This window comes from Acinetobacter sp. SM1B (assembly GCF_003289665.1).
Classification (GTDB): domain Bacteria; phylum Pseudomonadota; class Gammaproteobacteria; order Pseudomonadales; family Moraxellaceae; genus Acinetobacter; species Acinetobacter schindleri.
In genome coordinates this window covers 13,476-26,897 of the sequence record NZ_QMBM01000002.1, presented here as the reverse complement: position 1 = coordinate 26,897, position 13,422 = coordinate 13,476, and the positions used below count along the sequence as shown (strand labels likewise).

The 13,422-nt window shown below is 45.1% G+C and carries 10 protein-coding genes; 2 read left to right on the top strand and 8 right to left on the bottom strand.

The window, feature by feature from the left end; genetic code table 11:
• Positions 1 to 33: 33 nt before the first annotated feature.
• From C8322_RS12830 to C8322_RS12795, 8 genes are all read right to left on the bottom strand, one after another.
• Positions 34 to 600, bottom strand: a complete 567-nt coding sequence (locus C8322_RS12830) for a molybdenum cofactor biosynthesis protein MoaE (protein ID WP_111810763.1) — start codon at positions 598 to 600, stop codon at positions 34 to 36.
• Position 601: 1 nt separating this feature from the next.
• Complete coding sequence (locus C8322_RS12825; protein ID WP_004809395.1) at positions 602 to 868, bottom strand: MoaD/ThiS family protein; 267 nt, start codon at positions 866 to 868, stop codon at positions 602 to 604.
• A gap of 1 nt (position 869) precedes the next feature.
• Complete coding sequence (gene moaA / locus C8322_RS12820) at positions 870 to 1,931, bottom strand: GTP 3',8-cyclase MoaA (protein WP_111810762.1); 1,062 nt, start codon at positions 1,929 to 1,931, stop codon at positions 870 to 872.
• A 227-nt stretch (positions 1,932 to 2,158) separates the two neighbouring features.
• Positions 2,159 to 2,782, bottom strand: a complete 624-nt coding sequence (mobA, locus tag C8322_RS12815; RefSeq protein ID WP_111810761.1) for a molybdenum cofactor guanylyltransferase — start codon at positions 2,780 to 2,782, stop codon at positions 2,159 to 2,161.
• Positions 2,782 to 5,559: a nitrate reductase gene (locus C8322_RS12810; protein WP_111810760.1), complete on the bottom strand. Its 2,778-nt coding sequence runs from the start codon at positions 5,557 to 5,559 to the stop codon at positions 2,782 to 2,784. Before C8322_RS12810 ends, mobA begins: the two co-directional genes overlap by 1 nt.
• Positions 5,560 to 5,833: 274 nt before the next feature.
• Positions 5,834 to 7,444, bottom strand: a complete 1,611-nt coding sequence (gene nirD / locus C8322_RS12805) for a nitrite reductase small subunit NirD (RefSeq protein WP_111810759.1) — start codon at positions 7,442 to 7,444, stop codon at positions 5,834 to 5,836.
• Between the two features lie 24 nt (positions 7,445 to 7,468).
• On the bottom strand, positions 7,469 to 10,015 hold the full coding sequence (gene nirB / locus C8322_RS12800) for a nitrite reductase large subunit NirB (RefSeq protein WP_111810758.1): 2,547 nt from the start codon (positions 10,013 to 10,015) through the stop codon (positions 7,469 to 7,471).
• A gap of 35 nt (positions 10,016 to 10,050) precedes the next feature.
• Positions 10,051 to 11,400, bottom strand: coding sequence for an MFS transporter (locus C8322_RS12795; RefSeq protein WP_048882712.1), 1,350 nt, complete (start codon positions 11,398 to 11,400; stop codon positions 10,051 to 10,053).
• A gap of 401 nt (positions 11,401 to 11,801) precedes the next feature.
• On the opposite strand from C8322_RS12795, the gene C8322_RS12790 reads away from it, so the two are divergent.
• A complete protein-coding gene (locus C8322_RS12790; RefSeq protein WP_111810757.1) occupies positions 11,802 to 12,380 on the top strand; it encodes an ANTAR domain-containing response regulator in 579 nt (192 codons plus the stop codon).
• A 10-nt stretch (positions 12,381 to 12,390) separates the two neighbouring features.
• Positions 12,391 to 13,395 (top strand): ABC transporter substrate-binding protein, encoded by a 1,005-nt coding sequence (locus C8322_RS12785; protein ID WP_111810756.1) that lies wholly within the window; start codon positions 12,391 to 12,393, stop codon positions 13,393 to 13,395.
• Positions 13,396 to 13,422 lie beyond the last annotated feature (27 nt).

The window sequence follows — 13,422 nt, the reverse complement described above, 5'->3', positions numbered from 1 at the left end:
TTGAATCTTTTCATTTTTTACTCAAACTTCAATTTATAGCGGCCATTGATAAACAGGAACATCTGGCTGGATCAGGTTCAAAGGCAATTTTTCCGATGTATGTGCATCAGTACAGTTATGAGTATGCGCATGCTTTCTATGAGGGTGATGATTTGAACCTTGGTCACGACGAATGCAGCAACCTTCGACATATTGACTACTGCCATCCATATAGAATTCTTCTTTCCAGACCGGTACTTCATGCTTGACCCGTTCCACGGCTTCTTCGCAGGCTTGAAAAGCTTCCCGACGATGTGGTGCATAGGCCATGGCAATAATGGCGATATCACCAATATCCAATGAACCGATGCGATGTACAACTCGGACATAGGACACGCCATATTCAGCCTGAATTTCCTGCTCGATCTGGCGAATCATCTTTTCAGCAACAGGTGCATAAGCGGTATATTTCAGTGCTTTAACCGCTTTACCTTCATGATGATTTCGTACTGTTCCGACAAAAATACCAATTCCCCCACATTCAGGAAAATATTGAATCTCGTCAAATACGTCCTGTTGCAGCGGTGTGTCCTGAATACGGGTAAATTGTTTCAGTTCCATCTCAACCTCCTGCGACCGGTGACAGTAACACTAGAGTACTGTCCTGGTTTAATCGGGTCTGGCGAGAAATAATGTCTTCACCGATGGCACAGGCACAACGCTCTAACAAGTTGAAAGCTTCTGGAAAGGACTGAATGACTTTATTGAGTACATCGGCAACCAGACTGTCTATCTGACATTGCACAGTTAAATCTTGAGGTAACTGACGTTCGATCGCACCGAAAGATTCGATTTTGACGGTAATCGATGATTGAAGTTTTGTAGTCATCTTAGCCTCCTATCATATGCATGCTGATTTTTCGGAAATTTGAATGGGTTTTATGGGAGGGATTGAACAGTCTTTGCTGAGCCTGAATGGCCTGAAAGCCAGCAGCTTTATTCCAGATATAGGGTTGCAGCTGTTGTTGCAGGGTTTGTTCAGCTGATGCTAGGTGCTGTCTTAACTGTTGAATACTGTTTTTGAGTTTTAGACCTTGAGTTGAGAATAAGCAGTTAAATAATTCACCTTGAGCATTCAGTCGTAAACGGTCACAGTTACCACAGAATGAATTAGTAATCGTTGAAATAATGCCGATCGACATACCTTCAATGTAATAGCTTCGTGCTGGATTAGTCCCCTGACCTTGTCTGATCTTTACTTCAAATACTTGTGCCAGTTGATCCAGAATGTCCTGCTCGCTAACCACATGATCACGTGACCAGTTCTGGTCGCCATCGAGTGGCATAAACTCGATAAAACGCAATTCAACTTGTTCGCGTTTGGCCCAGTGTGCCAAAGACAGAATCTGGTCATCATTGATGCCTTTGATGAGTACTGTATTAATTTTGATTTGAAAGCCAGCCTGCTGGGCTGCTTGAATGCCTTCTAATACGGGTTGCAGTTTTTTTGCAGTTAATTGTTCAAACTGCTCTGCATCCAGGCTGTCCAGACTGATATTCAGGTCATCTAGCCCGGCCTGCTTTAATTCTGCTGCATATTGTTTGAGATAATGACCATTCGTAGTCATTGAAATACGTTTCAAGCCGCTTTTTTTCAGTTGTTGTAATTCAGCAATAAAATGCACCACACCTTGGCGCATTAAAGGTTCGCCACCGGTAATCCGGATCTGTTCAATACCACGGCGAACCATGAATTCACAAAAATGATAGAGTTCTTCAAAGCTGAGTAAATCGTGTTTTTTCATCCATTCTGGATGTTCTGGCATGCAATAAACACATTTAAAATTACAGCGATCCGTCACAGAGATACGGAGCTTACGCTTATTGCGTCCAAACTGATCCTGAAATACCGGGACTGGTTCAGCCTGCTGTAAAGGATTGATGTGGTTCATTACTTATTCCATCAGGGTCGATCATCAACTTTGTTTCTAGCCAAATGTTTTGCTGACCGATGCCCTATTAAATTGCTATTGCTCTAGGGTTAAATTGCAATAAATGTTCCAACTTTGCGCAGAAATTGCGGTTTTTTAATATTTGAGTGCGATTTATTGGAATTTAAGAAAAATAAGAGTTTTAAACAGGTGTATTGCCCTGCTTTTAAGCACCATTCACTCAGCACTTAGAGAAAATGCAGTTGCTGATGCTGCTGCAATTCATCAAAGGAGTTAATGCTGTGAAAAAACAGTGCATGATTTTTAAATCGCGCCTTTTGCATGTGCATTTTCGCAAAACAATGTCTTAAGCTGCGCTGATTTTGTTCGAGATGCTGAACTAGTGTCGGCAAACTGCTTCGTTTAAGTAAGCAGAATGGATACAACGCTATATCATTTATTTCCACTACAGCCACTTCACAAAGAGGATCTCGCTGCATGGCCCGATGTAATCCAGAAATAACCTTTTTTGGAATGTAAGTCACATCGCATGGTACAAACAGCACGTAGTCCGAATGCACATGAGACCAGGCACTTTTCATGCCCATCAAGGGTCCGTGAAAGCCCGGTTCATCATCCTGAAAATAACGGATTGATGGAATAAGGCGTTCATAAATGGAGTGATCACGGTGGCTGTTGATCCAGACCTGACCAACACGCGATCTAAGCTGCTGGTGAATCTTGATCAGTTGAATTTCATCATCAAACTTTTGCAGCAGCTTGTTAATGCCATTCATCCGACGCGCCTGGCCACCGGCCAGGATGACTAAATCGGTGGGTGGATAATTTATACTCTTATGGATTCTTTTCATTATACGGACTCCGTCTGGCAAGCTTTAATCAGGCCACGAATTTCAGGTAAGCAGGAACCGCAGTTGCCGCCGGCTTTTAGACATGCGGTCACCTGTTTTTCATTGGTGATATTTTTTTCTTTTATGGTTTGGATGATGCGATTTTTACCGACTTTAAAACAGCTGCACACTAGCGCACCTTCACTCTTGCTCATTGAGATCGCCTGACCGGCCAGCAACGCTTTACGGTGCATGGCACTGAGTCGTTCACGCTGAAATAGCCCCGATAACCAGTCGCGATCTGGCAACAGCTCTTTTGGTGCGATATACAGGCTGGCAATCAGCTTGCCGTCCTGCAACACTATGCTATGGCTGATATGCGCGGTCTGGTCTTCCAGATTTAGCCATTCAAAGTCCTCTTCAGTAAAAGGCAATAAGTTCTTTAACTGTTGGGTTGTGGTATTGAATTTCTGACGATCCGCAATTTCATAACGTGTCGCACGAATAGCCTTTACCTTGGTCCACCAGATGCTCTTGTCAATAAATGGCTGCACATAACTTTCATAACTTTCACGCACATACAGCACGCCCTGCCACTGGGTATGGAATGGCTGGATCAACACTGGCGTATGCTTAAACTCAGGCTCGCCAGAAATGGCATCGACCACTGGATTCACCAGCTTGCCGATACGTGCATCGGATGCCATCTGATCATTCCAGTGGATTGGTGCAAAGACCTGACCACGACGGATATTGTCACTAACCTGAGCACGTAAAATACATTGTCCCCATTCAGAACGAACTTCGACCAGCTCACTATCCTGAATCCCGTATTTCAGTGCATCATTCGGATGAATTTCACAATACGGTTCGGCACGATGTGTACTGAGATTGGCAGATAATCCAGTGCGGCTCATAGTATGCCATTGGTCACGAATCCGACCAGTATTCAGAACTAAAGGATATTCACTGGAAACCTGATTGACCGGATCAATTGCAGTAGTTGCAATAAATCTTGCTTTACCATCAGCATGACTGAACTGGCCTTGGGCAAATAATCTTCCTACAGATTGAGCAGGTTGCTGTTTATCCCAAACCGGCCATTGCACTGGTTCCAGTTTGTCATATTCTTCTGTGGTTAAATTACTCAAGCCTTGCAGATTAAAATAACGGAAATATGGGGTTTCTAGACGTTGGGAAATTTCTACATTTTGATAGGCAGAGAGGCCGGCATGTTCTTTAAAAATTTCATGGCTATTGTGAAAATCAAACCCTCTGAAACCCATTTGCTTCGCCACCTGTGCAATCGCCCACCAGTCAGCTTTGGCTTCACCCGGCGCATCTAAAAAGGCATGTTGCCTTGAAATACGGCGTTCCGAATTGGTGACGGTTCCATCTTTTTCGCCCCAGCCTAAAGCTGGAAGTAATACATCAGCATATTGAGTAGTATCCGTATCCTGACAGATATCAGAGACCACTACGAATTCACATTTATCCAGAGCACGCTTCACTTGATCGGCATCGGGCAAGCTGACGACCGGATTGGTTGCCATGATCCAGATGGCTTTGATCTTGCCGCTTTCGACTGCCTGGAATAGATCAACTGCCTTAAAACCCGCTTGCTTGGCAATATATGGACTTTGCCAGAATTTTTGCACCAGCTGTTGATGCTCCAGATTTTCTAAATCCATATGGGCTGCCAGCATATTGGCCAAGCCACCGACTTCACGTCCGCCCATCGCATTTGGCTGGCCGGTCATAGAGAATGGGGCTGCACCGAGTCTGCCAATTTTACCCGTGAGCAAATGGCAGTTAATAATACTGTTGGCTTTATCTACGCCACGGGAGGATTGGTTTACACCCATGGAGAACAACGTCATGACTTTGTCAATCTGGGCGAATTTTTCAAAGAATTGACTCAGCTTAGCAGCTGAAATACCGGTGCGTGCCGCAACATCTTCAATCGAAGCTTCCGCAGTACTGCTGGCCAAGGCCTGTTCCAGCCCTTGGGTATGTGCAGCAACAAATTCCTGATCTACATCACCATGCTGATATAAGTACTGTAATAGGCCATTAAATAGTGCAACGTCTTGCCCTGGCAGAATAGGCAAATGCAGATCTGCTGCTTCACAGGTACTGGTAAAACGCGGATCAATCACGACTACAAACAGGTCACGCTGTTCCTTGGCTTTCATGATGCGCTGGTAGAGCACCGGATGACACCATGCAGTATTGGAACCCACCAGCACCACCATGTCAGTATGTTCGAAATCTTCATAACTGGCTGGAACCAGATCTTCACCAAAAGCTCGTTTATGTGCAGCAACAGCCGAAGACATACACAGGCGTGAATTGGTATCAATATTTGCCGTGCCGAGATAGCCTTTGACAAACTTATTGACCACATAATAGTCTTCAGTCAGCAGCTGACCCGAGACATAAAAGGCAATGCTGTCACGGCCATACTGCTCAATGTATTGCTGGAATTTATGGGCAATCGTTGAAGTTGCAGTATCCCAATCAGTAACTTCACGCTGGTCTTTACGGCCTAACATTGGATGCAATAAACGGGTTGCCAAGCCTAAAGTATCGGCCAGATTACTGCCTTTGATGCACAATTTTCCGTAATTCGAAGGATGTTTGACATCACCTTCGACCGTCACTTTAGGACCTGATGTGGTCAGCGTTACATGTGCAGTCACACCACAACCCACGCCGCAATATGGGCATGTGGTCTGTGTGGTTTTAGTTTTTAATTCTGTGGAGCTAGGCAGTTCCACCACTGGGATACTATTCATTGCTGCTGTGCTCCTAAATTATCTAAATTCACGTAATTCCGATTTTTATCTTGGCTTTATTTGAAAAATGAAATTCATGTAAGCATTCACTATCGTGAGGTGGCATGGATGCCACCGATACCCATCATTACAGGACGTAATGTATGGGAATCCAAGATTTTTGTTACTTTTGATCTTTCAAAAGTAAGGGAATGCCTACACGTAAACGGTTGCTTTAGCACTCCATTTGAGGCTATGACATCCTTCTTATGAAGTACTAATTACAGAGATCTAATTACCCTGCTTTCTTTAATGCAAAATCCCGACCAAAAAGCAGCTTGTTACGAATCGTTGCAATTGGGGTTTGATCTGCAATTAGCTCAGCATACCAAGCACCATCCTCAGTATCACCAAACAGCACGGCACCAATTACTCTGTCTTTTTGAATAATAATGCGTTTATAGATCTGACGTTTCTCATCATTTAGCACGATATCTTCAAAATCCTCTTTTGGCTCGAAGTCACCTGCCGAAAATACATCACAGCCACTTACTTTCAGCTGAGTCGGAACAGTTGGCGCTTTGAACGTCAGACTGCCATGCTCGGCCAGATGTGATGCACAAATAAAGGCCTGGCCCCAAAGTGGTTCAACCAGACCAAAAGTTTGACCTCGATGTTCAATACATTCACCCACCGCATAAATACTTGGGTCAAAAGTCTGCATGGTGTCATTCACTAATACACCACGGTTACAACGTAAGCCTGCGCTTTGTGCTAAAGTCATGTTTGGACGGATCCCCACGGCAAACACCACCAGATCAGCATCCAGCACAGTCCCGTCTTTGAGTTTGACTTGAGTCACATGACCTTCTTCACCAAACAGGCATTCGGTATTCGCTGCAGTCAGAATCGTGATACCTTTCTGCTCAATCGCTGTTTTCAGCATCTGGCTGGCTTTACTGTCTAGCTGGCGATCCATGATACGGTCCATCAGGTGCAACACAGTCACATTCATGCCTTGCTGTTTTAGTCCATACGCTGCTTCCAGACCTAAAAGTCCTCCGCCAATGACTACGGCATTTTTTCGAGTCTTGCAGTAATCCAGCATGTTGTTGACGTCATAAATGTCGCGGAAGCTCAGTACACCTTTTAAATCACTCCCCGGAATTGGTGGAACAAATGGTTTGGAACCAGTCGCCAGAATCAGGCGGTCATAACTGATCACTTCGCCCTTTTCGGTATATACGTGTTTACGAGGACGGTCGATGCGAACTGCCGGATCACCGGCAATCAGACGGATGCCTTTGTCAGCATACCAGGCATGTGGATGCAGCATGATGTCATCAATGGTTTTCTCACCAGACAATACTGGTGACAACATGATGCGGTTGTAATTGCCCCAAGGTTCTTCACCAACCACGGTAATTTCATAGCGGTCAGGTGCCATATCCAGCAGGTCTTCCAGACAACGCATACCAGCCAGGCCATTGCCCACCAAAACCAGCTTCATCTTTTCCTGAGAAGTACCATTATTGGTGATATAGGTTTTTTGAGGGGTCGGACTGATCCAGACTTTGCCATTTTCAATCTTGCTCGGAAATACCAGCAGCTTTTGGTCTTTATCTTCCAGACAGCGTCCGGTTGCCAGACTGAAATGCTGCTTGTAAATCGGTGAAGCGACGACGCGTTCCCCTTGCAGATCACCCAGAATCCCGCGTGACATTACAAATGCTTTACTAAATGGATCCTGGTTACTTAAGGCATAAACACGCTTTTCATGACCTACACGGAACAAAGCAATTTGCTGATTTTCAATTAATGCACCTACACCGGTATTCGGGGTAATGTCATCCAGTGCACACACTTCCACCCAATTCAGTTCATTCATATCTTTTAAAATGGTCATCTTCTTTCTTCCTTATGCTTTGAATCAGGCTTCAACTACTGGAATACGTGTGATATCACGTTCAGCTTCAGTTTTCGGACGGATCTGGCCGCGTACTTCAGTAAATTGAACATGAGGATCATTTTGCAGTTCAGCTTTGGCATTAATAAAGGTTTTAAAGCGTTTACGAACTTCAGGATCTTCAATCGCAGTACGCCATTCGTCCTGATAAGTACCCACCACATGCTCCATACGACGCTCGAGTTCTGCTGCCAGACCAAGCGAGTCATTCACGATGACATCTTTTAGATAATCCAGGCCACCTTCGAGGTTGTCGCGCCATACTGAAGTACGTTGCAGACGGTCCGCAGTCTGGATATAGAACATGAAGAAACGGTCGATATAGCGGACTAAAGTTTGTGTATCCAGATCTGATGCCAGCAGTTCAGCATGACGCGGTTTCATACCGCCGTTACCACAGACATACAGGTTCCAGCCTTTTTCAGTGGCAATCACGCCCACGTCTTTGCTTTGTGCTTCGGCACATTCACGGGTACAGCCAGATACCGCCATTTTCAGTTTGTGCGGAGAACGCAGGCCTTTGTAACGGTTTTCCAGGAAGATCGCCAAGCCAACCGAATCATCTACGCCATAACGGCACCAGGTGCTACCGACACAAGATTTCACGGTACGTAAGGATTTACCGTAAGCATGACCTGATTCAAAACCTGCATTGATCAGTTTTTCCCAGATTTCAGGTAATTGATGCACTTGTGCACCAAACATATCGACACGTTGACCGCCTGTCAGTTTGGTATATAGGCCATATTCTTTAGCAATCTGACCAATCGCAATCAGGCCATCAGGCGTAACTTCACCACCCGCCATACGTGGCACGACTGAGTAAGAACCATCTTTCTGGATATTGCCCAGGTAGTAGTCATTACTGTCTTGCAAGCCAGCATGACTTGGTTTCAAGACGAAATCATTCCAGCAAGATGCGAGAATGTTCGCTACTGTCGGTTTACAGATGTCACAGCCCAGCCCATGTCCATGTTGATGAATCAGGTCATCAAACGTTTTGATTTCATTAACCCGAACCAGGTGATATAGCTCTTGACGTGAGTAAGCAAAGTGTTCACACAAATGGTTATTTACTGTTACGCCTTGGCGTTGCAACTCGGACTTCAATACTTGAGTGACGAGTGGCGCACAGCCACCACAGGCGGTTGCTGCTTTGGTGCATTTTTTCAGAGCGCCGAGTGAAGTTGAACCATCAGCAATTGCAGAGCAGATATCTGCTTTAGACACGTTATTACATGAACAGATGGTTGCGCTGTCAGGTAACAGATCGACACCACTACCGCCTGCTTTAGCAGTCGCCTGATCAAATCCCGGCATAATCAGGCTTTCCGGTTGTTCTGGTACGGCCAGACCATTCAGCATCATTTGTAGAAGATCGTTATATTCTTTGGCACAACCGACCAGTACTGCACCCAACAGTTTGGTCTTTTCGGCATTGACCACGATTTTCTTATAGATTTGAGCCGCTTCATCGGCGTAGAAGTAGCTCAATGAACCTGGTGTCATGGCATGTGCATCGCCCACCGAAGCAACATCTACACCCATCAGTTTCAGTTTGGTGCTCATGTCTGCACCAGTAAATGCTGCACATTCTTCTTGCAGTACATGCTTTGCAGCGATACGTGCCATGTCATAGCCTGGAGCCACCAGACCAAAAATCTTGTTATTCCAGAGTGCACATTCACCAATCGCGTAAATATCTGGATGAGAAGTCTGACAGTAATCATTGATCATGATTCCGCCACGTTCACCAATGGCCAGCCCGCTTTGACGCGCCAATTCATCACGTGGACGAATCCCTGCAGAGAACAGGATAATATCGGTTTCCAGTTCAGCACCATCACCAAACTTCATCACATGTTTAGCATTGGCACCGTCTTCAATAGATGAGGTTGCTTTTTGGGTATGAACTTTTACACCCAGATTTTCGATTTTTAAACGTAAAACTTTTCCGCCAAGATCATCAATCTGGACTGCCATCAGACGTGGCGCAAACTCAACAACATGTGTTTCCAGATTCAGATCACGCAGGGCTTTAGCTGCTTCCAGACCCAACAGACCACCACCGATTACCACACCAGTTTTTGCATTCAAACTCGCTGCACGAATGGCATCCAGGTCTTCAATCGTACGGTAAACGAAACAGTTTTCACGGTCATTCCCCGGGATTGGCGGAACAAAAGCATAGGAACCTGTTGCCAGAATCAGCTTGTCATAAGTTAACTCTTCACCATGCTGGGTAGTCACAGTACGAGTGTGCTGATTGATTGAAACTGCTTTAGTGCCCAAGCGCAGGTCGATCCCATATGCATCCGCAAAGTCGCTACGGCAAAGGGTCAAGTCTTTTGCTGATTTTCCACTGAAATATTCAGTTAAATGAACACGGTCATATGCCAAACGTGGTTCTTCAGCCAGAATAGTGATTTCAACCTCATCGCCCGCCTGTTCAAGTACAGATTCGATAAATTTGTGGCCCACCATGCCATGACCAATCATAATAATTTTCATATGTTTACTTCCTACTAATTTTAAAATATCTGGTATTAATTTTGCGCTTCAGCAAGGTTGCGATCCTGGATCGCCTGTTCAAACAGACGCTGCTCTTTTTCCTTATGCTCAACCGAGAAGCGGATCATTAGTACACAGCTCGCAGCAATCACCACTAGTCCGCCCAGCACCATTAATGTGGTCTGTATATCCAGCATGCCTTTTAATAAGAAGCCCGCTGCAACTGCGCCTACGTTACCGCCTGCACCGATAATGCCCGCCACACCACCCAGTGCATCACGGTCAATAAATGGCACTAGCGCATAGGTCGCACCGCAGGCCATGTGGGTAAACAGGGCGAATACCGTCATGGTCAGGATTGCCAACATTGCACTGTTCATTTGTGAGAACACCACCAGGAACACACCTTCCAGCAGGATCATCAGAAACAATACTTTGGTACGGCCATCCAGACCTTTGCTTAGTGCGACTCTGTCAGATACGATGCCACCCAGGGCGCGTGCAAATAACGCCAGCAAACCAAAGATCCCCGCAGCCATACCCGCTTCTTTCAGGCCAAACTCGAAGTTTTCTACGTAGTACATTGCCACGATGTTATGAATGAAGATTTCGATACCGAAACAGGCAGCATAGGCACCAAACAGGATCCAGACGCGGTAGTTTTTCGCCGCATGCATCAGAATCGCCATGCCACCTTTTTTATCACTGCCGACACTGACGCCTTGGGCACGTAATTCACTAAAGTTGCCTTGAGGACAGTCTTGAGTCAGTTTCCAGTACAGGAAACCTACTATCACCATCATCACGCCCGGCACAATCAGTGCAATTCTCCAGCCCATTGCCTGTTCAACACCGAACATCACCAGGGCAGCCAGCATTAATGGCATCAATACCTGCGTGGCGCCACCACCTGCATTGCCCCAGCCTGCAGTTGTCGCATTTGCCGTACCTACGACATTTGGCGCAAACATGATGCTGGTGTGATATTGGGTAATCACGAAGCTGGCACCAATGGCGCCAATCAATAAGCGGAAGAACAGGAAGGATTCGTAGCTATTAGAAGCTGCGACACCAAAGACAGGAATACTGCCGATGATCAGTAATGCAGAATAGGTTTTACGTGGACCATATTTGTCACATAAAGGCCCCACAATTAGACGAACCAGAATAGTGATAGCAACTGCAGCAATATTGATATTGGCGATTTGTGCTTTGGTCAGATTGAATTCACCCGCAATGACCGGCATCAGCGGCGCACAGGCAAACCAGGCGAAGAAACAGACAAAGAATGCCAGCCAGCTCATGTGGAAGGCACGCATCGCTGCGCTGGAAAAACTGAATAGACTTATTTTTGTTGCTTTTTGAGCTTGTAAATTTGAAGACATGACCATCTTCCTCCAGAACTGAACGTTATAAATATCCTGGCCTGTGGCTTTGGCAGGTCAGAATCGAACAGAACGGACGTCATTGGCCGTCTAAATTTTCAGGTATAAGTCGCCTTTGACTCAATACTCTTATCTTGTTAAATACTTAGCAGGATCTATGCCAATTTTATAAAAAAAGGCTTTTTTACTTATTTTTTAAGGATAAAGCGCTAGCCCAACTTATTTATAAGCATTGCAATCCCCTACGACATTGATGGAATTGCACTGTTTCAAAGCTTTTGCACAAAAAGGAATCATAAAAATACAGAAAACTCTGCTTAACGTTGCATAAAAATGGCGCAAAAATTGCATATAAATCCGTTCAAGATGTACCGATCATTGGATCAAAATAAAGCTGTAATATGCCAAAACTTAAAATTGCACTCATTGATGACAATGCCGAGCGTGCTGAATTTATTCAGGATTCATTAACTGCGCATGATTTTATCGTCGTTGCCTGCCTGATCGTCCATGATCTGAGTATGGCGCATGTCAAGAATCTGCAGGCAGATGTCATTCTATTGAATATGGATCACCCGCATCGAGACATTATCGAAAGCTGCGTCAGCCATTATGAATTACCTACGGTTCTTTTTACCCAGAACTCCAACAAGGACACCATCAAAAGCGCGATTGATGCCGGTGTAACGGCGTATATTGTTGATGGTATTGATCCGAGCAAGCTGAATAGCATCATGGAGATTTCCATTGAGCAATTCCATAAGCATAAAAAACTGCTGAATGATCTCAAGGAAACCCAAGATAAGCTGGCAGACCGCCGTGACATCGACAAAGCTAAATCCTTGCTGATTCAACTGCATTCCATGAGCGAAGAACAGGCTTTTGCTCTGCTGCGCAAAAATGCCATGAGTCACCGCATAACTTTGGGCGAAATGGCAAGACGTCTGCTGGATGCACAAAAACTGTTATCGGGCAAATAAGGAGAAGAAAATGTCTGAACTGGAACAGCATGAAATTAATATCGGCTTTATTCCTTTGCTCGATTGTGTCGCAATCTTATGGGCGGAAAAACAGGGTTATTTTCAGGAACAAGGTTTAAATGTGAACTTGATCCGGGAAGCTTCATGGGCCAGTCTGCGTGACCGTCTGGCTTATGGTTTCCTTGATGTCGCGCACTGCCTGTCTGCGATGTTGCCAGCCGCGGCACTTGGTCAGGATCAACTGAAAGCCAATCTGCAAACGCCTTTGGTGCTCAGTATTAATCAGGCCTTTATAAGTCTGCGCCAGGATCTTTGCTATGCGCTGGATTTACATCCGGATGTCGATGAAAAAACCAGTTCGCAAAAAGTCGTGCAAGCCCTGAAAGAAAATAAACGTGTGAATCTGGCGCATGTATATAAATATTCAATCCATCATTTCTGTTTACGTGAATGGCTGGCATTGACCGATCCAGATTTGGCTAAAAACTTTCATATGCTAACCTCGCCACCGCCCTCGATGGTGAAAGGTATTGCCCAACATGTCTTTGATGGCTTTTGTGTGGGTGAGCCGTGGAATATACAGGCACAGATTGAAGGTCATAGTTTTATTGTGGTCTCCAGCCCAAATATTATTCCTGCAGTGGCAGACAAAGTACTAGCAGTCTGTCAGGAGTGGGCAGAACAACATCCACTGACCTTAAAAGCTTTAGTGACTGCGATTCAGAAAGCCCAGGCCGATTTGCAACAGAGAACTGACCTGTTTGAAGTCTGGGAGATGCTGGTCGATTATAAGATTATCCAGTTTGAATGCTCTGATCATCAGCATGTTTATGACTTCCATAAGATTCAGACAATTATCCGTAATATGCATGGTGAAAGTGCCCAACCCAAACTGGAAGATTTTAGCTGGCTCTTGCAGCAAATGGAAAAATGGGAAGATATTGAAATGACCGCAGCCGAGAAAAAACAGATTGCGCAATCCTGTATTTATCAGCAAGAAGCGACTACTGTTTAAAACATTGCCTATTTCCATAAAAAAAGA

Excerpts from the sequence above, each read along its gene's own strand:
- C8322_RS12830 (WP_111810763.1), bottom strand. The coding sequence starts at position 600 with ATGGAACTGAAACAATTTACCCGTATTCAGGACACACCGCTGCAACAG.
- moaA (WP_111810762.1), bottom strand. The coding sequence starts at position 1,931 with ATGAACCACATCAATCCTTTACAGCAGGCTGAACCAGTCCCGGTATTT.
- nirD (WP_111810759.1), bottom strand. The coding sequence starts at position 7,444 with ATGACCATTTTAAAAGATATGAATGAACTGAATTGGGTGGAAGTGTGT.
- C8322_RS12810 (WP_111810760.1), bottom strand. The coding sequence starts at position 5,559 with ATGAATAGTATCCCAGTGGTGGAACTGCCTAGCTCCACAGAATTAAAA.
- mobA (WP_111810761.1), bottom strand. The coding sequence starts at position 2,782 with ATGAAAAGAATCCATAAGAGTATAAATTATCCACCCACCGATTTAGTC.
- C8322_RS12790 (WP_111810757.1), top strand. The coding sequence starts at position 11,802 with ATGCCAAAACTTAAAATTGCACTCATTGATGACAATGCCGAGCGTGCT.
- C8322_RS12825 (WP_004809395.1), bottom strand. The coding sequence starts at position 868 with ATGACTACAAAACTTCAATCATCGATTACCGTCAAAATCGAATCTTTC.
- C8322_RS12795 (WP_048882712.1), bottom strand. The coding sequence starts at position 11,400 with ATGTCTTCAAATTTACAAGCTCAAAAAGCAACAAAAATAAGTCTATTC.
- nirB (WP_111810758.1), bottom strand. The coding sequence starts at position 10,015 with ATGAAAATTATTATGATTGGTCATGGCATGGTGGGCCACAAATTTATC.
- C8322_RS12785 (WP_111810756.1), top strand. The coding sequence starts at position 12,391 with ATGTCTGAACTGGAACAGCATGAAATTAATATCGGCTTTATTCCTTTG.